At 68.3% G+C, this 19,345-nt stretch carries 21 protein-coding genes; 12 read left to right on the top strand and 9 right to left on the bottom strand.

The features are described 5' to 3' along the window. The first annotated feature begins 5 nt into the window (after window positions 1-5). A complete protein-coding gene (locus tag AC1DYP_RS20180; RefSeq protein WP_477047842.1) occupies window positions 6-521 on the top strand; it encodes a group I truncated hemoglobin in 516 nt (171 codons plus the stop codon). Between the two features lie 47 nt (window positions 522-568). On the opposite strand, the gene hflC is transcribed toward AC1DYP_RS20180, so the two are convergent. Both hflC and hflK read right to left on the bottom strand, forming a co-directional pair. After that, a complete protein-coding gene (gene hflC, locus AC1DYP_RS20175) occupies window positions 569-1,417 on the bottom strand; it encodes a protease modulator HflC (protein WP_477035347.1) in 849 nt (282 codons plus the stop codon). After that, window positions 1,414-2,526 carry an FtsH protease activity modulator HflK gene (hflK, locus tag AC1DYP_RS20170; protein ID WP_477035348.1) on the bottom strand — a complete coding sequence of 371 codons (1,113 nt, stop codon included), beginning with the start codon at window positions 2,524-2,526 and terminating at the stop codon, window positions 1,414-1,416. Before hflK ends, hflC begins: the two co-directional genes overlap by 4 nt. 98 nt (window positions 2,527-2,624) lie before the next feature. Between hflK and AC1DYP_RS20165 the strand changes: the two genes are divergently transcribed. Further along, window positions 2,625-3,737, top strand: coding sequence for an Mrp/NBP35 family ATP-binding protein (locus tag AC1DYP_RS20165; protein WP_477047841.1), 1,113 nt, complete (start codon window positions 2,625-2,627; stop codon window positions 3,735-3,737). Between the two features lie 216 nt (window positions 3,738-3,953). Here AC1DYP_RS20165 and AC1DYP_RS20160 read toward each other — a convergent pair whose 3' ends face one another. The 5 genes from AC1DYP_RS20160 to AC1DYP_RS20140 form a co-directional block, all read right to left on the bottom strand. Continuing rightward, a complete protein-coding gene (locus AC1DYP_RS20160; protein WP_477047840.1) occupies window positions 3,954-5,264 on the bottom strand; it encodes an outer membrane protein transport protein in 1,311 nt (436 codons plus the stop codon). A gap of 275 nt (window positions 5,265-5,539) precedes the next feature. Then, window positions 5,540-6,448 carry an SDR family NAD(P)-dependent oxidoreductase gene (locus AC1DYP_RS20155; protein WP_477035351.1) on the bottom strand — a complete coding sequence of 303 codons (909 nt, stop codon included), beginning with the start codon at window positions 6,446-6,448 and terminating at the stop codon, window positions 5,540-5,542. Window positions 6,449-6,651: 203 nt separating this feature from the next. Beyond that, a complete protein-coding gene (locus tag AC1DYP_RS20150) occupies window positions 6,652-7,656 on the bottom strand; it encodes an HlyD family secretion protein (protein ID WP_477047839.1) in 1,005 nt (334 codons plus the stop codon). 20 nt (window positions 7,657-7,676) lie between these two features. Further along, window positions 7,677-8,426, bottom strand: coding sequence for an ABC transporter ATP-binding protein (locus AC1DYP_RS20145; RefSeq protein ID WP_477047838.1), 750 nt, complete (start codon window positions 8,424-8,426; stop codon window positions 7,677-7,679). Then, window positions 8,423-9,628, bottom strand: coding sequence for an ABC transporter permease (locus AC1DYP_RS20140; RefSeq protein WP_477047837.1), 1,206 nt, complete (start codon window positions 9,626-9,628; stop codon window positions 8,423-8,425). Before AC1DYP_RS20140 ends, AC1DYP_RS20145 begins: the two co-directional genes overlap by 4 nt. 312 nt (window positions 9,629-9,940) lie before the next feature. On the opposite strand from AC1DYP_RS20140, the gene AC1DYP_RS20135 reads away from it, so the two are divergent. The 4 genes from AC1DYP_RS20135 (at window position 9,941) to AC1DYP_RS20120 (ending at window position 13,231) form a co-directional block, all read left to right on the top strand. Beyond that, a complete protein-coding gene (locus AC1DYP_RS20135; RefSeq protein WP_477047836.1) occupies window positions 9,941-10,669 on the top strand; it encodes an EF-hand domain-containing protein in 729 nt (242 codons plus the stop codon). A 156-nt stretch (window positions 10,670-10,825) separates the two neighbouring features. Continuing rightward, window positions 10,826-12,106, top strand: a complete 1,281-nt coding sequence (locus tag AC1DYP_RS20130; RefSeq protein WP_477047863.1) for a NupC/NupG family nucleoside CNT transporter — start codon at window positions 10,826-10,828, stop codon at window positions 12,104-12,106. A gap of 79 nt (window positions 12,107-12,185) precedes the next feature. After that, on the top strand, window positions 12,186-12,578 hold the full coding sequence (locus AC1DYP_RS20125) for a bleomycin resistance protein (protein WP_477047835.1): 393 nt from the start codon (window positions 12,186-12,188) through the stop codon (window positions 12,576-12,578). 35 nt (window positions 12,579-12,613) lie between these two features. Further along, on the top strand, window positions 12,614-13,231 hold the full coding sequence (locus AC1DYP_RS20120) for a glutathione S-transferase family protein (RefSeq protein ID WP_477047834.1): 618 nt from the start codon (window positions 12,614-12,616) through the stop codon (window positions 13,229-13,231). A 159-nt stretch (window positions 13,232-13,390) separates the two neighbouring features. On the opposite strand, the gene AC1DYP_RS20115 is transcribed toward AC1DYP_RS20120, so the two are convergent. Then, entirely contained in the window at window positions 13,391-13,840 is a 450-nt protein-coding gene (locus AC1DYP_RS20115) for a PaaI family thioesterase (RefSeq protein ID WP_477047833.1), read from the bottom strand. Between the two features lie 153 nt (window positions 13,841-13,993). On the opposite strand from AC1DYP_RS20115, the gene AC1DYP_RS20110 reads away from it, so the two are divergent. From AC1DYP_RS20110 to AC1DYP_RS20100, 3 genes are all read left to right on the top strand, one after another. After that, the gene (locus tag AC1DYP_RS20110) at window positions 13,994-14,851 is read left to right on the top strand and encodes a hypothetical protein (protein WP_477047832.1); all 858 of its coding nucleotides are present in this window, start codon (window positions 13,994-13,996) and stop codon (window positions 14,849-14,851) included. Next, the gene (locus tag AC1DYP_RS20105) at window positions 14,848-15,156 is read left to right on the top strand and encodes a DUF3253 domain-containing protein (protein WP_477047831.1); all 309 of its coding nucleotides are present in this window, start codon (window positions 14,848-14,850) and stop codon (window positions 15,154-15,156) included. The genes AC1DYP_RS20110 and AC1DYP_RS20105 overlap by 4 nt, the downstream gene beginning before the upstream one ends. Before the next feature lie 68 nt (window positions 15,157-15,224). Then, window positions 15,225-15,866 (top strand): glutathione S-transferase family protein, encoded by a 642-nt coding sequence (locus AC1DYP_RS20100; RefSeq protein WP_477047830.1) that lies wholly within the window; start codon window positions 15,225-15,227, stop codon window positions 15,864-15,866. On the opposite strand, the gene AC1DYP_RS20095 is transcribed toward AC1DYP_RS20100, so the two are convergent. Next, window positions 15,863-16,237 carry a response regulator gene (locus AC1DYP_RS20095; RefSeq protein WP_477047829.1) on the bottom strand — a complete coding sequence of 125 codons (375 nt, stop codon included), beginning with the start codon at window positions 16,235-16,237 and terminating at the stop codon, window positions 15,863-15,865. The genes AC1DYP_RS20100 and AC1DYP_RS20095 overlap by 4 nt on opposite strands. A 232-nt stretch (window positions 16,238-16,469) precedes the next feature. Between AC1DYP_RS20095 and AC1DYP_RS20090 the strand changes: the two genes are divergently transcribed. The 3 genes from AC1DYP_RS20090 (at window position 16,470) to AC1DYP_RS20080 (ending at window position 19,246) form a co-directional block, all read left to right on the top strand. Beyond that, window positions 16,470-17,057: a uracil-DNA glycosylase family protein gene (locus tag AC1DYP_RS20090; RefSeq protein WP_477047862.1), complete on the top strand. Its 588-nt coding sequence runs from the start codon at window positions 16,470-16,472 to the stop codon at window positions 17,055-17,057. Next, window positions 17,054-18,085, top strand: a complete 1,032-nt coding sequence (locus tag AC1DYP_RS20085; RefSeq protein WP_477035362.1) for an alpha/beta fold hydrolase — start codon at window positions 17,054-17,056, stop codon at window positions 18,083-18,085. The genes AC1DYP_RS20090 and AC1DYP_RS20085 overlap by 4 nt, the downstream gene beginning before the upstream one ends. Before the next feature lie 99 nt (window positions 18,086-18,184). Continuing rightward, window positions 18,185-19,246: a Leu/Phe/Val dehydrogenase gene (locus AC1DYP_RS20080; protein ID WP_477035363.1), complete on the top strand. Its 1,062-nt coding sequence runs from the start codon at window positions 18,185-18,187 to the stop codon at window positions 19,244-19,246. The last annotated feature ends 99 nt before the right edge of the window (window positions 19,247-19,345 follow it).

The raw sequence follows: 19,345 nt of genomic DNA, 5'->3' as shown, positions 1-19,345 counted from the left end.
TGACCATGCGCTTCACCGCCCTGGCCGCCACGGCCGCTTCCCTGATCCTGGCGGGCGCCGCCTCGGCCCAGACCGTCCCGCCCGGCGAGCAGCCGGTCGATCCCTACGTCCAGTCCAACGCCAACGCCGGCGCGACGCCGATGAAGGACGACGGCGTGTTCAAGGCCTTCCACGGCAAGGACGGGCTGGCGCGGATCACCAGCGACCTGGTCGACCGCAACATCGCCGACCCGAGGATCAAGGACATCTTCGCCACCGCCGACGTCGTCCGGCTGAAGCGGACCCTGGCCGAGCAGTTCTGCTACATCCTGGCGGGACCCGCGTCGGAGGGCGGCTGCGACTATACCGGCAAGGACATGAGCGCCACCCACAAGGACCAGGGGATCACGCCGCGCGACTTCAACGCCCTGGTCGAGAACCTGCAATGGGCGATGGACAAGGAAGGCGTGGCCTTCGCCGCCCAGAACAAGCTGCTGGCCAAGCTGGCGCCGATGAGCCGCCAGGCGATCGAGCGGAAGTAGGGTGCGAGAAAAAGGGCCGGCGGAGCGATCCGCCGGCCCCTTCCTTTTTAGCCCGCCGGGCCCTTCTCGAAGTACTTGAAGAACGCGCTGTCGGGCGAAAGCACCAGGGTGGTGTCGCCCTGGCCCAGCGACTTCTCGTAGGCCGACATCGAACGGTAGAACGAGGCGAAGCCCGGGTCGCGGCCGTAGCTCTCGGCGAACAGCTGGGCGCGCTGGGCGTCGGCGTCGCCGCGGATCTTCTCGGCTTCCTCGTAGGCGGTGGCGACGATCTCGCGGCGCTTCTGCTCGCCGATGGCCCGCAGTTCGGCGGCCTCTTGCTTGCGGGCCGTCTGCATGCGTTCGAACACCGCCTGCTCGTTGGTGGGCGGCAGGTCGGCGCGCTTGATGCGCACGTCGATGATCTGGACGCCCAGGTTGGACGCGGCCACCTGCTTGGCGACACGGTCGCGGATGGCGGCCATCACCTGGGCGCGCTTGCCGGCGATCACCTCTTCCGAGGTCGAGCGGCCGATCTCCTCGCGCAGGGCGGCGTTGACGATGCGGTCCAGGCGGTCGGCGGCGACGGTTTCCTGGCCCAGGGTGCGGTAGAACTGGCGCGGATCGGTGATGCGGTAGCGGACGAAGGCGTCGACCACCAGGCGCTCCTGGTCGGCGGCGGTGACCTCTTCGGGCTGGGCGTTCTTCATCTCGATGTTGCGGTTGTCGAACCGGATGACGGTGTCGAACGGGCTCTTCACGTGCAGGCCGGGCGTGGTCACGACGCGGACGGGATCGCCCAGGCGGACGAGCAGGGCCTTTTGCTTCTGGTCCACCTGGAACAGGGTGAAATTGGCCAGGATCAGCAGGAACAGGGCGCCGACCCCGGTGGCGACGACGGAGGGGGAGAGACGGTTCATCGGACGGTCCCCTCGGCGGCGGCCGTGCTGGCGGCGGCGGAATTCCTGGGTCGGAAAGCGTCGGGCGGCAGGATCACCGGGGCGGTGGCGCCCTTGTTGTCGATGATCACCTTGTTCGACTTCTCCAGCACGCGCTGCATGGTCTCGATGTACAGGCGCTCGCGGGTGACGGCCGGGGCCAGCTTGTACTGGGTGTAGACCTGGTTGAAGCGGTCGGCGTCGCCGGCGGCTTCGCGCACGACCTGCTCGCGATAGCCCAGCGCGGCCTGGCGGATCTGGGCGGCCTCGCCCCGGGCGTTGTTGGCGGCGGATTCGGCGTTCTGGGCGGCGCGCTGCACGTCGCGATAGGCTTCCAGCACCGGGGCCGGGGTGGTGGCGGCCTGGATGTTGACGCTCTGGATCGACACCCCGACGTCGTAGCGGTCCAGGATGCGCTGCATCAGCTGCTCGGTCTGGTCCTGCACCTGGCCGCGGCCGGTGGTCAGGATCGGGGTGAGGGCGGTGCGGCCGACCACTTCGCGCATGGCGCTCTCGGCCACGTCCTTGATCACGGTGTCGGGCTCTCGGACGTTGAAGACGTACTTGGCCGCGTCCGAGACCTTCCACTGCACGGTGAAGCTCAGGTCGACGATGTTCTCGTCGCCGGTCAGCATCAGGCGCTCGTCCGACAGGGGCTGGCTGACGGTGCCGCCGATGTCGAGGGTCTGGATCGAGGTGAAGGGCACCAGCTCGGCGTGCTCGACCGGCCAGGGCACGTGGTAGCGCAGGCCCGGCTCGGCGGTGCGGCTATAGGCGCCGAAGGTGGTGACGACCGCCTGCTCCTTGGGCTGGACCACGTAGCAGCCGGAGATTCCCCACAACGCCAGGAGGCCCAGGGCCGAACCGGCGATAGCGCGGGAGCGGCCAGGACCGCCGAAGGTTTGGCGCATCCGGTCGGACAGGCGCTCCAGCAGCGCGTTGACGTCGAGGGGCGGCGGCGGATCGCCCGATCCCCTCGGGCCGCCGCCCGGACGCGGCTCGTCGCCCCGGGATCGATCTGCGTCCTTCTTGCCGTCGTTCGGCGGCGGAGATCCCCAAGGTCCGGGGCCTGCGTTGTCGTTCCAGGGCATGGGCGGTCTGGTCTTCCCGTCACAGCAAATGGCGGGGTTGTAAAACCACCCCCGCACGCGGATATGAAAGCCCCCGCAGAACAAGGCAAGACAAACCCGTGACCGCAGCTTCCCCCGCCACCCTCGACGACGCCCGCGCGGCGCTGGATCTGGTCGTCGATCCGGTCTCCGGCGAGGGGCTGGTCGCGGCCGGTCTGGTGCAGGGGCTGGTCGTTCGCGCCGGTCGCGCCGGCTTCATGCTGGAGGTCCCGGCCTCTCAGGCGGCGACCTACGCGCCCGTTCGCGACGCCGCCGAGAAGGTGCTGGCGGGCCTGCCGGGCGTCGACGTCGCCCAGGTCGTGCTGACCGCCCAGGCCGCCGAGGGCGCGACCCGGGTGCGCAAGGGCGCCAAGGTCTCGGAAGACAAGCAAGCCAAGCTGGTCCCGCCGCCGGAGGCCGAGAAGCCGGCCCATGTGAAGCACGTGATCGCCGTGGCCTCGGGCAAGGGCGGGGTGGGCAAGTCCACCGTGGCCACCAACCTGGCCTGCGCCTTCGCCGCCCAGGGGTTGCGGGTGGGCCTGCTGGACGCCGACGTCTACGGCCCCTCGGCGCCGCGCATGATGGGGATCGACGGCGAGCCCAGCTTCGAGGACGGCAAGCTGCAGCCGCTGGAGGCGCACGGCATCAAGCTGATGTCGATCGGCTTCCTGGTCGACGAGGGCAAGGCGATGATCTGGCGCGGCCCGATGGCCTCGTCGGCCGTGCGCCAGATGATCCACGACGTCGCTTGGGGCTCGGAAGCCGCGCCGCTGGACGTGCTGGTCGTCGACCTGCCGCCCGGCACCGGCGACATCCAGCTGACCCTGGTCCAGAAGCTGCGGATCGACGGGGTGGTGCTGGTGAGCACGCCGCAGGAGATCGCCCTGATCGACGCCCGCCGGGCCGCGGCGATGTTCGGCAAGACCGCGACCCCGATCCTGGGCCTGATCGAGAACATGGCCTTCTTCACCGACCCGACCACGGGCGCCCCGATCCCGATCTTCGGGACGGGCGGCGGCGTGGCCGAGGCCAAGACCCTGGGCGTGCCGGTGCTGGCCCAGGTGCCGATCGAGATCGCCGTGCGCGAGGCCGGCGACGCGGGGACGCCGGTGGTGCTGCGGGCGCCGGAGAGCGCGTCGGCCAAGGCGTTCGTCGGGGCGGCGAAGATGTTGTGGGATGGGGTGAAGGGCTAGGCGCGGTCGGACGCCCCTCAAAGGCCCTCCCCCTGTGGGGGAGGCGATCGCGCAGCGATCGGTGGGGGGAGTTCTAGGGTCGTAGATGCAGGTCTCATCGTCCGATCGCTCCCCCCTCCGTCGGCTTCGCCGACACCTCCCCCACAGGGGGAGGATTAGAAAAAGGCCGCCCGGGTTTCCCCGGACGGCCTCATTCAACTCAGCTCGCGTCGAAGCCTAGAAGCTCCAGCGCAGGCCCGTCGACAGGACCACGGCCGAGCCGCCGACGTCGCCCTGCAGGTTCAGGTTCGTCGCCGCCGCAGTGCCGGCGTAGATCGTTTCGGTGCGGTTGATCTTGGTGTCGTCGAAGTTGATGTACGACACGGCCGCGTCCCACTGGATGCTGTCGGTCGCCTGCCAGGTCGAGCCGATCGCGTACAGCATGCGGTCGCCGTCCGGCACGCGGGCCGTGCGGCCGACGTCCGGGGTCGGGGTCGGGTCGAACTGCACGCCGGCCCGCAGGGTCAGCTTGTCGTTGACCACATGGTCCACGCCGACGGCGTAGGTCGTGGTGTCCTTGTAGTTCTGCTCGCTGATCTGGGTGCGGCCCGGATAGTTGACGACGATCTCGTCGAACTCGCCCCAGCCGATGCGCGAGACCGAGGCGTTCAGCGTGGTCTTGTCGCTGACCTGCCAGCGGGCGCCCAGGTTGGCCATCCACGGGGTGGTGATGTTGGCCACGCCGTCGGTGCTGACGTTCTGACCGGCCAGCGGGCCGAGCAGGCCGGAGATCACGACCTTGCCGTCCAGGTCGTGCTTGATCTTCGAACGGTACGACGCGCCGATGGTCAGCTTCGGCGAGGCGTGGAACTGGGCGCCGACGTTCCAGCCGTAGTCCCAGTTGCCTTCGCCCTTCAGCGACGAGGAGCCGTCGGGCAGCAGCGGCGACAGGTTCGGCAGAGCCGAGCTCAGTTCGGCGTCGGTGTACTGGGCCGAAACGCCCACGCCGACGTCGAACATGTCGTTGATGCGGTAGGCGACGACGCCGTTGACGTCGACGGTGAACAGGTTCGACTTCAGCGCGTCGTAGCGGGTCCAGCTGTTGCTGTTGTAGTCCGTGGTGAAGTTGTAGGGCGCGGCGACGGACAGGCCGACGGCCAGCTTGTCGGTGACGCGGAAGGCGCCGGCGAAGTTGGGGACGATGCCGTTGTTGATCGGACCGCCGGCGATGCGGTCGCCGCCGACCGGGGTGGTCAGGCCGACGGGGGGGATCGGACGGGTCAGGGTCGAACCGCGGTCGTTGACCTGGGAGTCGACCTGGACGAGGTGCACGCCGCCGTAGATCTCGTTCTTGTCGAGACCGGCGATCGAGGCGGGGTTCCACCACAGGCTGGCGGCGCCGCGGTCGGCGACTTCGCCCGAATAGGCGCGGCCGGCGCCGCGCACCGATTGTTCCTGGAGGTAGAACGCCGCGGCCGAGGCCTGCGAGGCGGCCAGCAGGGCGGCGAGCGCCACGCCTGCGGCGAGGGAGGTACGCGAAATAGACATGAGAGACGACCTTCTGGGGAGGAAGCTCCGACGCCTTTGCTGGCGTCGGTTACCGTCGCTCTAACGCATACAGTCAAAAACCGTTGCTATTTATTCGTAAAACGGTGAATTTTGTACCGCATGTCAAAGAGCATCGAGCGTTGAGCATGCTCTGTATTTCGATGTTCTGTCAGTAATGCTTGAGGGTTGCCTAAAAATGGCGCGAACCAGCTGACGTAAGGGAAATCTACGCTAGCCTTGTTCGCGCCACAATTCAGTATCTTTCGGCGATAGACTTAGCCGCCCGCCAACTTGCGGAAGAACTTCGCGCCCTGTTCTCCGCCGTTGAAGTAGGCCTTCTGGTCCGGCTCGGCGGTGATCTGTTCCCAGTTGTCGCGGACTTCCTCGGCCGACAGACCGCCTTCGCCCAGATAGACGCCCTCGGTCTCGAAGATCCGCGACAGGGCGAAGGCCCCGGCGCCGGCGGTCAGGATGGCGCCGGTCGGGGCGTCTTCCGACACCAGATAGACCACGCCGGGAGTCACATATTCCGGCTTCAGCTTCTCCAGCACTTCCGGCGGCATCAGGCCCTCGGTCATGCGGGTGGCGGCCACCGGGCTGATGGCGTTGATCTTGACGTTGTTCTTGGCGCCTTCCAGCTTTAGCGTGTTCATCAGGCCCAGCACCGCCATCTTGGCCGCGCCGTAGTTGGACTGGCCGAAGTTGCCGTACATGCCCGAGGACGAGGTGGTGACGACGATGCGCCCGTAGTTCTGGGCCTTCATGATGTCCCACACGGCCTTGATCGGCTTGAAGGTGCCGAACACGTGGACCTGGATCACGGCCTCGAAGTCGGCCAGCTCCATCTTGGTCAGGGTGCGGTCGCGCAGGATGCCGGCGTTGGCGATCAGGATGTCGATCCGGCCCCACTTCTCCATGGTCGTCTTGACCAGGTCGGCGACGCCGGCGTCGTCGGTCACCGAGGCGCCGTGGGCGATGGCTTCGCCGCCCAGGGCCTCGATCTCCTTGACCACGTCCAGCGCCGCCTGGGACGAGCCGCCCGAGCCGTCGACGCTGCCGCCGAGATCATTGATGACCAGCTTGGCCCCGCGCCGCGCCAGCTCCAGCGCATGCTGCCGGCCCAGACCGCCGCCGGCCCCCGTGACGATCGCCACCTGACCGTCGAACCGGATATCGTCCGCCATGCTCTCATCTCCCTCAAACGCGTGTTTGGTTTGGCGCGTTTGTGCGGCGCGGGAGGAGGGGCGTCAAGATGGAGCCTCTTCCCCCTCTGGTGGAGGAGGTCGCGCAGCGACCGGAGGGGGCAAGTATTAGGAGCACGGCGGCGGCGAACACTTGCCCCCTCCGCGCCTGCGGCGCTCCTCCCCCGGAGGGGGAAGAGGGCGTCCTACGCCTTCTTCTTCTCGCCCCCGGCCACGGGCGGCTTGGGCTGGTCGCGCTTCACGCCGGCTTTCTGGCCGGGCTTCATGAACTTCACCAGCACGCGCTGGCCGACCAGGATCGGGGCGCCGTCGGCGCTGACCACCACCTCGACCACGCGCTCGTCGCTGCGCTGGTTGGGGTCGTCGGAGGCCAGCTTGCGGGCCCCGAACACGGCGGCGCGGCGCAGGACCTTGCCGACATAGGTCTTGGTCGGGTCGCCCTCGGGCTGGATCTCGACCTCCTGGCCGAGGGTGACGTTGGGGATGTCGGCCTCGACGATCTCGGCGCGGACGATGCGGGCGGTCTGGGGTTCGAGGTCGAACATCGGGGTGACGTTCAGGGTCGAGGCGCCCGAGCCGGGGTTGGCGTAGCGGCGGGCGATGCGGCCGTCGGCCGGCGCGCGGATCACCGTCAGTTCCTGGTTGTAGCGGGCCTGGGCCAGCTGGGCGGTCGCCACCTGGATCGCCGCCTGCTGGGCCTGGATGCTGGCCTGGGCCGAGGCGATCTGGTCCTGGGCGGCGTCCAGCCGCTGGCCGGCCACGAAGTTGGAGGTCGAAAGGGTCTGCAGGCGCTTGTACTCGCGTTGGCCGGTGCGCAGCTGCACCTGGTAGAGCGAGACCTGGGCGCGGGCCGAGGCCAGGGCGGCCGAGGCGGTGGCGGCGGCCAGGCGGGCGTCGTCGTCTTCCTGCTTGGCCAGCGGTTGGCCGGCGACCACGTCCTGGCCTTCCTGCGCGTAGACCTCGCGCACGATGCCCTGGCGGCGCGCGGCCACCTGGATGATGCCGCCCTCGACGTCGGCCTTGCCGTTGGCGATGGCGGCGTAGGGGCTGGGCTCCTCCTGGGCGGCGGCTGTCTCGAGTTGCTTCTTCTTCTCGGCCGCCTGGCCCTTCATGAAGAAGAACCCGCCGCCGACGAGCACGACGAGGGCGATAACGATCCAGAAGGCGGGACGGCGCAGGAACGCGGGCATTTGAGAGTTTCCCCAGAAAGTCAGTGGCTGAGCGGCGGCGGGTTGGCGTCGGGCGTTCGCCGCACGTCGTCCAGGATCCGGCCGTCTTCGATGTGGATGACGCGGTCGGCGTAGGCCTCGAGCCGCGGGTCGTGGGTCACGCAGATCACCGCCGCGCCGCGCTCGGTGGCGGCGGCGCGCAGCAGGCCGATGACGATCTGGCCGCTCTTGCCGTCGAGCGCCGAGGTCGGTTCGTCGGCGAAGATCAGGTTGGGGTTCTTGGCCATGGCCCGGGCGATGGCGACGCGCTGCTTCTCGCCGCCCGACAGCTCGGACGGACGCTGGTTGACGCGCGGACCCAGGCCCACCTCCTCCAGCGCCGCCTGGGCGCGGCGCGAGGCCTCGCCCGGACCGACGCCCTGGTACTTCAGGGCCGTCATCACCTGCTGCTTGGCGGTGAGGGCGGGGAACAGGTTGAAGCCCTGGAAGATGAAGCCGCAGTGGTCGAGGCGGAACTTGTCGATCTTGCCCGGCGGCAGCTTCCACAGGTCGTTGGCCTCCAGGGCGGCGACCTTGCCTTCGTCGGGACGCAGCAGGCCCGACAGGGCCGCCACCAGGGTCGACTTGCCCGAGCCCGAGGGACCCATGACCATGGTCACGTCGCCGTGCTTGGCGTCGAAATCCACGCTCTTGAGCACCTCGATGAAGGTGCGCCCGGTCTTGAAGCGCTTGACCAGACCCTTGGCCATCAGGGCGGTGTCGCCGTGCTTGTAGTGGACGAGCCCGTTCATCGCAGAAGGTCCGCAGGTTGGCTGTTCTTCAGGACGCCCAGCGACAGGAAGCCGGACAGCATGGCGATGACGATCAGGAACACCGCGACCACCACCACCAGCAGGGGCGGGAAGGACATCGGCACCCCGCCGGCCGTGGCCGCCAGGGAGACCAGCCAGGTCAGCACCCCCGAGGCGATCACCCCGACGATCCCGACCCAGAAGCTCAGCTCCATGACGATGTTGCGCAGGTCGCCGATCGACACGCCCAGGGCGCGCAGGCTGGCGAACTCCTTGATGTTGGCCATGATCGCTCCACGCAGGGTCTGCCAGGTGATCACCACCCCGATCAGCAGGCCCAGGAAGGCCGAGAAGCCCAGGATGATGCCGATGATCTGGTCGTCGAGCATGGCCCCGGAATTGGCGTCGGCCAGCTCCTGGCGGGTCCAGGCGCGGAACTTGCCGTCGCCCTTCTTGTTCAGCTGGGCGGCGACGATCTCGGCGCGGGCCGGGTCGCGGATCTGCACCATCAGCGGGCCGACGCGCTGGCCGGTGTCGGCCTCGCCCAGCATCCGCAGGGTGTCGCGCGACATCACCAGGGTCGGCTGGATGATGTTGGGATAGCCGTGGGTGACCACGCCGATGGTGATGGTCTTGCCGTTGTAGAGGGCCTTGTCGCCCTTCTTGACGCCGAGGCGCTTGAGGGCGGTCTGGTCGACCGCCACGGCGTAGGGGCGGCGCAGGGCCTCGACCATGCTGAGCGTATAGTCGGTCGGCACGGTGACGTAGCCGGGGATGGCGTCGATCACGGTGACGTTGACGAACTCGCTCTTGCGGCCGCCGCCGCCGCCCTTGGGGCCGCCGCCCTTGGCGGCCTGCTTGGCGCGGGCGTCGGCCTTGGCCTGCTCCTCGGGCGACAGGATGTTCTGGAAGCGGCCGCCCGAACCGTCGAGCGGGGCGACCTGCAGCACCTCGGGATGGCTGTAGACCAGGGGGATCATCCGGCGCGGCAAACCGGAGGGGCCGCCGAACAGCGCCTTGGCGCCGGGGCCCAGCACCATGATGTCGGCGCGGGCGCGGTCGATCTGGGCGGTGAAGCCCTTGCCGATGCCGACGAAGATGCCGACCTGGGCCAGCACGAGCAGGCCGGAAAACGCCAAGGCGACCACCGCCGCCATGTATCGACGCCACTCGTACAACAGTGTGGCCAAGGCCAACGACATGCTCGGCACGCTCCCCAAATCTAGGGTTGCAGCAATGCCCGGTGAACTTCAACCGGCCAAGTTAAATCGGGGTAAGGCGCCGGACGCAGGCTTGGGAAGCGGCGCTTTGCGCGTTTTGACGGCGCGAACGCGGCTCCGCGTCGTCAGGCGAAGCTTCCCGATCCTTCCCCGCGTATCGATGGGCCGGGACATTGTAGCGGAGTTGTAACGACTTGAAATAGGGCACGTTTTTCGCATTTCGCTGACCGCGTCGAGCCTTCGGCGCGGGCGTTCGGCGCAGGGACCGGCGCTCCTTCCTCAAAGGAGAGACAGATGACCATCTCCAGCGTCGGATCCTCTTCGCTTCTGCAGCAGCTGCTGCAGGCGAGGGCCAGCACCCAGACCCAGGCCGAGTCCACGACGAGCGATCCGTTCGCCTCGGTCGGGCAAAACATGCCGTCGGGCGGAAAGAACGGTCCGCCGCCGCCGATGCAGGGCTGGTCCTCGTCGGGCCAGGGTTTCAGCACCGATACATTGGCGTCGCTGCTGAGCACCCAGCAGACCGACCAGAGCGATCGCGCCGCCTCGATGTTCGCCGACGCCGACGCGGACGGCGACGGCGCGGTGACCAGCGACGAACTGGCCACGGCCATGGCGGCCCACGCCCCGGCGGACCTGCCGACCGACGCGCCCACCACCACGGACATGGCGTCGACCATGCTGGCGGACGGCGACTCCGACGGTGACGGCTCGCTGTCGCTTAGCGAGTTTCAGGCGATGAAGCCCGGCGGTCCCCACGGCGCCGGCGGCCCGCCGCCAGGGCCGCCACCCAGCGGGGGTTCGGACAGCGGCAGCGCCTCGACCGACGCCGCGGACCTGAACGGCGACGGCGTGGTTTCGGCCGCCGAACTGGCCCAGACCCTGACCTCGGCCGCCGACAGCCTGGGGTCGGACATCTCCAGCGACGCTTCGGATTTGATGCAGAAGCTGCTCGGCCAACTGGCCAACAGCCTGGCCAGTTCGACGACCTCCAGCACGTCCTCGGTCGACGTCGCGGCGTGAACGGTTTCGGGTGAAGGGCCGCGCGAGGGTCGGGCAGATCGCTCGACCCTCGCGATTTCAGCAGCATGGCGCTTGCGCCGCGCCCCCCATTCATAGTCATTTGGTCCCTTGGCTGCGTCGCGGGGGCGCGTCGCTCATTTAGGATCTTCCGCCTTGATCTTCCTTCCCGAGAACGTCCAGGCCCTGTCGGGCGTGGCGCTTATCCTCGGCCTTTGCTGGCTCGTGTCCGAGAACCGCAAGCGCTTCCCGCTTGTGCTGGCCGTCTGCGCGATCGCCATCCAGCTGCTCCTGGTCTTCGTTCTGTTCCGCCTGCCGGCCACCCGCGACGCGCTGCAGGGCGTGAACAGCGCGGTCGAGGGCCTGGCCTCGTCGACCCAGGCGGGCACCAATTTCGTGTTCGGCTACCTGTCGGGCACCACGCCGCCCTATACCGAGACCAATCCGGGGGCCGGCTTCCTGTTCGCCTTCCGCGTCATGCCGGTGATCCTGGTGGTCTGCGCCCTGTCGGCCCTGCTGTGGCACTGGGGCATCCTGAAGTGGCTGGCCAAGGGCCTGGGCTTCCTGTTCCAGAAGACCCTGGGCCTGCGCGGCCCGCCCGCCCTGGCGACCGCCGCCACCATCTTCATGGGTCAGATCGAGGGGCCGATCTTCATCCGCGCCTATCTGGAGCGCCTGACCCGGTCGGAGCTGTTCATGCTGATCGCGGTCGGCATGGCCTGCGTCAGCGGCTCGACCATGGTCGCCTACGCCACCATCCTGCACGACGTGCTGCCCAACGCCGCCGCCCACGTGCTGGCCGCCTCGCTGATCTCGGCCCCGGCCGGCGTGCTGCTGGCCCGGATCATGGTGCCCGGCGACCCCAGCGAGAAGTCCGACGACCTGGACCTGGCCGAGGAAGACAAGACCTACGGCAGCTCGATCGACGCGGTCATGAAGGGCACCACCGACGGGCTGCAGATCGCCCTGAACGTCGGCGCCACTCTGATCGTCTTCATCGCCCTGGCCACCATGGTCGACAAGATCCTGTTCGCCCTGCCGATGGTCGGCGGCGAGCACCTGAGCATCGCCCGCGTGCTGGGCATCGTGTTCGCCCCCCTGGCCTGGGCCATGGGCATCCCGTGGAGGGAAGCGGGCACGGCCGGCGGCCTGCTGGGCGTCAAGCTGATCCTGACCGAGTTCACGGCCTTCATCCAACTGGCCAAGCAGGGCCCCGAACTGCTGGACCCACGCACCCGGATGATCATGACCTACGCCCTGTGCGGCTTCGCCAACATCGGTTCGGTGGGCATGAACGTCGCCGGCTTCTCGGTGCTGGTGCCCGCGCGCCGGCAAGAGGTGCTGGGCCTGGTCTGGAAGGCGATGATGGCCGGCTTCCTGGCCACCTGCCTGACCGGCTCGCTGATCGGCCTGATGCCGCGGGGCTGGTTCGGGCTCTAGCCGCAAAATCCTGTCCAGGCGTCCGCGTCTGGACAGGACCGGCCCTCCGGCGCTTCACTCGCTGCGGGAGGCGCCGACGATGTCGAACTTCATCCAGATCACCCCCTTCATGCACGTGCCGGCCTTGGAGCCGGCCCTGGCGTTCTTCACCGACATCCTCGGGTTCGCGGTGCTGTTCCGCGCCAGCGACTACGCCTATGTCGAGCGGGAAGGGGCGGGGGTCCGCATCCTGGCCGGACAGGGCGAGGACGGGGCGCCGCCCGGCAACCGGCGCTTCGCCTACTATGTCGACGTCCGTGACGTCGACGCCCTGTACGCCGAGCTCAAGCCGCGGCTCGACACCCTGCCGTCGCGCGACGTCCATGGTCCGGCGGACAAGCCCTATGGCCAGCGCGAACTGCTGGTCCTGGCCCCGGACGGCAACCTGATCGCGTTCGGACAGGCGATCGCGGGCTTTTCTTCCGCGCCGTAAACCGCGCATCCTCCCGCCAAACTCGGGAGGTCTCCATGAAGCTCTACGACAGCCGCCGCGCCCCCAATCCCCGCCGCGTACGCTGGTTCATGGCCGAGAAGGGGATCGACGACATCGAGGTCGTCGACATCGACATCTTCGGCGGCCAGCATCGCACGCCCGAATACCTGTCCAAGGCCGGGCTGCCGAACGTGCCGGCCCTGGAGATGGACAACGGCCAGACCATCACCGAGTCGGTGGCCATCTGCCGCTACCTGGAAACGCTCTACCCGGAGCCCAACCTGTTCGGCGGCGACGCCTGCGAGGCCGCGGTGGTGGAGATGTGGATGCGCCGCGCCGAGATGATGGTCGCCACGCCGCTGATGATGCTGGTGCGCCACAGCCATCCCGCCCTGGCGGCCATCGAGACCCAGGTCCCCGAGATCGCGGCCAGCAACCGGGCGACCGCCGAGAAGGGCCTGAAGATGCTCGACCGCCGCCTGGCCGAGAGCGCGTTCATCACCTGCGAACGGCTGACCATCGCCGACATCCTGGCGGCGACCGGCCTCGACTTCGCCCGGATGGCGCGGTTCCGGCCCGATCCGGAGCTGGTCAACGTCAAGCGCTGGCTGGACGGCATGATGGCCCGGCCCGCGGCGAAGGCGGGGGTGTAAGTCGAGGGAGGAGGGCTCTCGCCCTTACTTTCATTGTCATCCCGGACAAGCGCGCAGCGCGCCGATCCGGGACCGCCGGAAGCGCTGAGCTCAGGCGTCGGTCCCGGGTCTTCGCTTCGCTACGCCCGGGATGACAGAAGAGAATGGCGAGCTTGTGAGCTACCGCGCCCTGATCTTCTTGATCACGCCCGAGAAGTTCAGCATCGGCGACCCGCCGGTCGAGACCAGCCCGCGCACGAACAGCAGCGAGCCGCCGGCCTTGGTGACCTCGCCGGTCGATTCCACCAGATCGCCGGCCTTGGCCGGGCCCAGGAACTCGCCGTTCAGGCTGACGGTGACGGCGCGCACGTCCTTCAGGTGGGCCCACGAAATCGAGAACAGCGAATAGTCGGCGAAGGTCATCATGCAGCCGCCGTGCATGAAGCCGCCGCCGTTCATGTGGCGGGCCTCGGCGCGGAAGGCGCTGCGGACCACGCCGTTCTCTTCCTTGAAGTAGAACGGCCCGGTCTGGTCCTCGAAGGCGTCCATGCCGGCCCAGGTGCGCCACCCGGCCCACTCGCCCTCGGTGACCAGCTTGGGCCCGTCCCAGATCTCGTTGCCGCCGTCCATGGCTCTGTCCCATCCCTTGCGTTGTCTTTGAGGACCTAAGGCCCGGCGCGACGCGGCGCAAGTCGGCGTGGGTCAACGGGTGTCAGGAACAATCGGCGTGACGATCCCTGGCGGTGACGTGCACAGTCCCGACGACTCGAGGGGGAGACAGGCATGGCGGTCGGACGGTGGATGGGGCGGCTCGCGGTCGGGCTGACGATGTTCGCATCGACCGGTCCCGCCTGGGCCGGCGAGATGTCGAAGGCCGAGTTCAGGCTGGAGCTGCGCGACGCGATCGTCAGGCTGGCCCCGAAAGCCAAGGTCGAGATGGTCGACGACGACACCCTGCGCATCGTGCCGCCAGGCTCGAAGCCCAAGGACGGCTCGTCGATCTTCATCGGCAACGCCTACGACCGCTACCTGAATCAGCCCGACACGCTGGAGACCATCGTCGGGCAGATGGCGCGGTTGGCGTTGGAGAAGGACCAGTTCGCCACGGTCACCCAGGACAACCTGGTCGTGCTGATCCGGCCGATCGACTACGTCACCCAGCCCGGCTTCGAGACGTTCAAGTTCCTGACCCGGCCGTTCGCCGGCGACTTCATCCAGATCATCGCGGTCGACGGGAAGGAGACCTTCCAGATGACCGACGCCGACAAGATCAAGTCGCTGTTCCCCGACGAGGCGGCGGCCTGGGCGCGGGCCGACGCCAATACGCGCAAGAAGATGGGGCGGATGGAAATCGATACGCTGGAGCCAGGCGTCTGGTCGATCACCAACCAGAGCAGTCTGGCGCTGAACTTCGTCAACCAGCCCGACACCTGGAAGACCCATGGCGTGACGATGACCGGCGACCCGGTCGCCGTCTTCTCGCAGCGCAATCTCTTGCTGCTGGCCGACGGCGGGGATAAGGACCGACTGGAACGCGTCGCGACCTTTGTCGATCAAATCGCCGGCGATCCCGAAATCATCTCCACGACCCTGTTCATCCGCCACGATGGCGTCTGGTCCGTGCTCGAGCGAAAACCATGACCACCCCGATTCAAGACACCATCCTCTCGCAATTGGCCGCCGTGGCCGCCGGCAAGTCCATCGATCCGATGTCGGTGGCCAAGGCCATCGAGCCCGAGCGCTGGCAGCGCGTGCTGGGCCACGTGCGCACCAACGCCATCGAGCTGGCCCGGGAGGGCAAGATCGTCATCCTGCGCCACAACAAGCCGGTGAATCCGGAGAAATTCCGCGGCGTCTACCGCCTGCGCCTGCGCATGGAAGGCGACCCGACCAGCTTCGAGGACGTCGCGGACGACGTGGCGGGCGAAGAGGGCGGCGAGGACTAGCCGCCTAAGTCTTGAATTAAGACGCGATCGGTGGACCTATGATCCCTACTCATAAGGGAGGGTTCACCATGATCGTCTACGGCTCGTCGCTGTCGCCCTATGTGCGCAAGACCCTTGCCTTCGGGGCCGAGAAGGGGCTGACGCTGGAGAACAAGGTCCCCCGGCCCGGCGAACCCGACGCCGACTTCCTGGCCTGCAGTCCGTTCAAGAAGATCCCCGGCTTCAAGGACGGCGATTTCCAGATCTCCGACTCCACCGCGATCATCACCTATCTGGAAGCCCTGCACCCCGAGCCGAACCTGATCCCGCTGGACCCGCGCAACCGCGCCCGGGCGGTGTGGTTCGAGGAGTTCGCCGACACCATCGTGGTCGCGGCGGCCGGGCCGCTGTTCTTCAACCGCATCGTCGGCCCGCGCTTCATGGGCGTGGCCGGCGACGAGAACGCCTGCCTGAAGGCCGAGCGCGAGACGATCCCGCCGCTGCTGGACTATCTGGAAGGCCTGGCCCCCGACGCCGGCGGCTTCCTGTTGGAAGGCCGCATCACCCTGGCCGACATCGCCGTGGCCAGCCCGTTCGCCAACCTCGACCACCTGGGCTTCGACCTGTCGGCCTGGCCCCGGACCAAGGCCTATGTCGAGGCGATCCTGGCGCGGCCGTCGTTCGCCGATCGGGTCGCCAAGGAAAAGCGGCTGCTGGGCGCGGTCGCCTAGGCCGCCTCGGCGGGCATGGTGCGGTCCAGCGCCTCCATCATGCGGGCGGGATGGAAGGGCTTGTCGATGAATTCCGAACGCTCGACCCCCTCCGAGGAGAAACGGGCGGCGGCCGCCGCCGAGATGTAGACGACGGGCAGGCGCGGATAGGCGGCCCGCGCGCAGCGGGCGACATCGAAGCCGTCGCCGCCGGTCCCCAGGTTGATGTCGGTGATCAGGGCCGACAGCCCCTCGTGCTTGTCGATGATCTGGCACGCTTCTTCGGCGCAGAAGGCTTCGATCACCTCGTAGCCGACCTCGCGCAGGACTAAACAGTTCAAAAGACTTGAGATACGGTTGTCCTCGACAAAGAGTATCCTTCGAATTGCCATGAAAAAATCCTTTGGTTGGATATGTAACCATCTGGCGAGGATTTGTTTCCAACTCTCCTGATTAATTCTAACTGTGTCGGGAAGTCGACGTAAAAATATACCTGTAATTACTGCGCCTGTGTTCAAACTTGTGGCGAGATTGTGTTTGAGGGTTTGATCCTTGATGACCCGGAAAACGCCACGACCGATGACTGGGCTTGCCTTTGGGCCCGAGCCGCCTACCTCCAGCCCCATGCCGCTGGACGCCATCCTCGCCGACATCGCCGCCTGCCGGGCCTGCGCGCCGTACCTGCCGCATATGCCGCGGCCGGTGGTGCGGGTGGGCGAGGGGACGCGGCTGCTGATCTGCGGCCAAGCGCCGGGGCGGCTGGTGCACGAGACCGGCCTGCCGTTCAACGATCCGTCGGGCAATCGTCTGCGCGACTGGATGGGGATTGACCGCGAGACCTTCTACGGCCGCGAGGAGATCGGCGTGGCGGCCATGGCCTTCTGCTTTCCGGGGACCAACCCCAAGGGCGGCGACTATCCGCCGCCGGCCCGCTGCGCCGTGCTCTGGCGCAAGCCGCTGCTGGCGGCCCTGCCGAACGTCGAGCTGACCCTGCTGGTCGGGAGCCATGCCCAAGCCTGGGCGTTGGGTGCAGGGATGAAGGCGAACATGACCGACACCGTCGCCGCCTGGCGCGACTATATCGACGACGGGGTCCTGCCCCTGCCGCACCCGTCGTGGCGCAACACCGCCTGGCTCAAGCGCAACCCGTGGTTCGACGCCGAGGTCACGCCCTATCTTCGCCGCCGAGTGGCGGGCATTCTGGCGTCATGAACCGTCGGATTCTTCTTCTGGGGGCGGCCTGCGCGGCCAGCCTGGCGGCCTGCGCTCCGGTCATCCAGCAACCGGGGCCAGGCGAACTGGGCTACCGTGGGCCTCGCCTGGACCACGACGGCCTGTTCAGTTTCGACGGCAAGAAGCTGGGCCTGATGAAGTGGCTGCCGCCCGAGGGCCAGCCGGTCACCCAGGTGATCGTCGCCCTCCACGGCATGAACGACTATTCGAACGCCTTCCACCTGGCCGCGCCGTTCTGGGCCGAGCAGGGGATCGCCACCTACGCCATCGACATCCGGGGTTTCGGCCGCTCGCCCGATCGCGGCGTCTGGGCGCCGCCGGACCTGGTGATCGAAGACATCCGCACCACCGTCGCCCTGGTCCGCGAGGCCCATCCCGAGGCCAAGGTCGCCCTGGCCGGCGTCAGCATGGGTGGGGCGCTGGCCATCGCCGCCATGGCCTCGGACCGCCCGCCGGCCGCCGAGCGGCTGCTGCTGTTCGCCCCCGCCGTCTGGGGCTGGTCGAACCAGCCGCTGCCCTACAAGACCAGCCTGTGGATCACCGCCCACACCACGCGCAGCTGGGTGGTCAAGCCGCCCGAGTGGCTGGTCAAGAACGTCCAGCCCACCGACAACATCGACGAACTGCGGCGCATGGGCCGCGACCCGCTGATGATCTGGGGCGCGCGCTCCGACACCCTCTACGGCCTGGTCGGGCTGATGGAGAAGGCCTGGTCGTCGCTCGGCAAGGTCCAGGTGCCGGTCGCCTATTTCTATGGGGCCAACGACCACATCATCCCCAAGGAGCCGACCATGGAGGCGGTGCGTCGGCTCAAGCCCGACGACCGCTCGGCCTATTACGCCAACGGCTGGCACCTGCTGCTGGTCGACAAGCAGGCCCCCGTGGTGTGGGCCGACGCGGCGTCGTTCCTGAAGGACCCGCTGGCCGACCTGCCGTCCGGCGCGCCGCCGATCCCGGGCGCGCCGACCGCCCCGAACGTGGTGCGCTCGCAGCTTTCCAAGCAATAGGCCCAGCCGGATCGGGTGCGGCGAAGCGAGGGCTTGTTCGCTCAAGCCCGCCAGCGTACACCCCGGCGCAATCTTTCTGGCTAAGGCGAGACCGACGGCATGACTTTGTTCGATTCCCCGGATTTCGAGGGACACGAAGGCGTTCACGCGTTCTTTGACGAAAAAACCGGCCTGAAGTCGATTATCGCCGTGCACTCCACTGCCCGCGGCCCCGCCGCCGGCGGCTGCCGGATGTGGGACTATTCCAGCGCCGACGCCGCCGTGACCGACGCCCTGCGGCTGTCGCGCGGCATGTCGTACAAGAACGCCATGGCCGATCTCGACTTCGGCGGCGGCAAGGCCGTGATCATCGGCGACGCCCGCAGCCAGAAGACGCCGGAACTGTTCGAGGCCTTCGGCCGCGCCGTCGACAGCCTGAACGGCCAGTACTGGACGGCCGAGGACGTCGGCGTCTCGCCGGCCGACCTGGTCGCCACCCGCCGCACCACCAAGTACGTCGCCGGCCTGGAAGGCCACGCGGCCGCCTCGGGCGATCCTTCGCCGGTCACCGCCGAGGGCGTGTTCCGCGGCGTGCGCCTGTGCGTCCAGCGGGCCCTGGACCGCGACCTGAACGGCGTCACCGTCGCCATCCAGGGCGTCGGCCACGTCGGCGCCTATCTGGCCGAGAAGCTGCACGCCGCCGGCGCCAAGCTGATCATCGCCGACGTCAACCAGCACGCCCTGGACGAAGTGGCCGCCAGGACCGGCGCCAAGATCGTCTCGACCGACGCCATCTTCGATGTCGAGGCCGACGTGTTCGCGCCCTGCGCCCTGGGCGGCGCGATCTCGACCACCACCCTGCCGCGCCTGAAGGTCAAGGTGATCGCCGGCGGCGCCAACAACCAGCTGGCCGACAAGACCATCGGCCAGGCGGTGTTCGAGCGCGGCATCCTCTACGCCCCTGACTACGTGATCAACGGCGGCGGCATCATCAACGTGGCCGGCGAGATCCGCGCCCTGGAAGCCGGCGTGGCCTTCGATCCGGACTGGGTGGCCGCCAAGCTCGACCGCCTGGCCCAGACCCTGGGCGAAGTGCTGGACCACTCCCTGGTCGACCGTCGCCCCGCCAACCTGGTGGCCGACGAGATCGCCCGCGCGCGGATCGCGGCGGCGCGGGCTTAATCAGAAGGACCTCCCCCTGTGGGGGAGGCGGTCGCGTAGCGACCGGTGGGGGGAGTGGCAGGGCGGTTCGAATCCTACCCGCGGAGCCACCTCATCCCC

It is taken from the genome of Caulobacter sp. P1_D6 (genome assembly GCF_056406095.1).
This window is presented reverse-complemented; position numbering and strand designations above follow the sequence as displayed.

Excerpts from the sequence above, each read along its gene's own strand:
- AC1DYP_RS20180 (WP_477047842.1), top strand. The coding sequence starts at position 6 with ATGCGCTTCACCGCCCTGGCCGCCACGGCCGCTTCCCTGATCCTGGCG.
- hflC (WP_477035347.1), bottom strand. The coding sequence starts at position 1,417 with ATGAACCGTCTCTCCCCCTCCGTCGTCGCCACCGGGGTCGGCGCCCTG.
- hflK (WP_477035348.1), bottom strand. The coding sequence starts at position 2,526 with ATGCCCTGGAACGACAACGCAGGCCCCGGACCTTGGGGATCTCCGCCG.
- AC1DYP_RS20160 (WP_477047840.1), bottom strand. The coding sequence starts at position 5,264 with ATGTCTATTTCGCGTACCTCCCTCGCCGCAGGCGTGGCGCTCGCCGCC.
- AC1DYP_RS20155 (WP_477035351.1), bottom strand. The coding sequence starts at position 6,448 with ATGGCGGACGATATCCGGTTCGACGGTCAGGTGGCGATCGTCACGGGG.
- AC1DYP_RS20150 (WP_477047839.1), bottom strand. The coding sequence starts at position 7,656 with ATGCCCGCGTTCCTGCGCCGTCCCGCCTTCTGGATCGTTATCGCCCTC.
- AC1DYP_RS20145 (WP_477047838.1), bottom strand. The coding sequence starts at position 8,426 with ATGAACGGGCTCGTCCACTACAAGCACGGCGACACCGCCCTGATGGCC.
- AC1DYP_RS20140 (WP_477047837.1), bottom strand. The coding sequence starts at position 9,628 with ATGTCGTTGGCCTTGGCCACACTGTTGTACGAGTGGCGTCGATACATG.
- AC1DYP_RS20135 (WP_477047836.1), top strand. The coding sequence starts at position 9,941 with ATGACCATCTCCAGCGTCGGATCCTCTTCGCTTCTGCAGCAGCTGCTG.
- AC1DYP_RS20125 (WP_477047835.1), top strand. The coding sequence starts at position 12,186 with ATGTCGAACTTCATCCAGATCACCCCCTTCATGCACGTGCCGGCCTTG.
- AC1DYP_RS20120 (WP_477047834.1), top strand. The coding sequence starts at position 12,614 with ATGAAGCTCTACGACAGCCGCCGCGCCCCCAATCCCCGCCGCGTACGC.
- AC1DYP_RS20115 (WP_477047833.1), bottom strand. The coding sequence starts at position 13,840 with ATGGACGGCGGCAACGAGATCTGGGACGGGCCCAAGCTGGTCACCGAG.
- AC1DYP_RS20110 (WP_477047832.1), top strand. The coding sequence starts at position 13,994 with ATGGCGGTCGGACGGTGGATGGGGCGGCTCGCGGTCGGGCTGACGATG.
- AC1DYP_RS20105 (WP_477047831.1), top strand. The coding sequence starts at position 14,848 with ATGACCACCCCGATTCAAGACACCATCCTCTCGCAATTGGCCGCCGTG.
- AC1DYP_RS20100 (WP_477047830.1), top strand. The coding sequence starts at position 15,225 with ATGATCGTCTACGGCTCGTCGCTGTCGCCCTATGTGCGCAAGACCCTT.
- AC1DYP_RS20095 (WP_477047829.1), bottom strand. The coding sequence starts at position 16,237 with ATGGCAATTCGAAGGATACTCTTTGTCGAGGACAACCGTATCTCAAGT.
- AC1DYP_RS20090 (WP_477047862.1), top strand. The coding sequence starts at position 16,470 with ATGCCGCTGGACGCCATCCTCGCCGACATCGCCGCCTGCCGGGCCTGC.
- AC1DYP_RS20085 (WP_477035362.1), top strand. The coding sequence starts at position 17,054 with ATGAACCGTCGGATTCTTCTTCTGGGGGCGGCCTGCGCGGCCAGCCTG.
- AC1DYP_RS20080 (WP_477035363.1), top strand. The coding sequence starts at position 18,185 with ATGACTTTGTTCGATTCCCCGGATTTCGAGGGACACGAAGGCGTTCAC.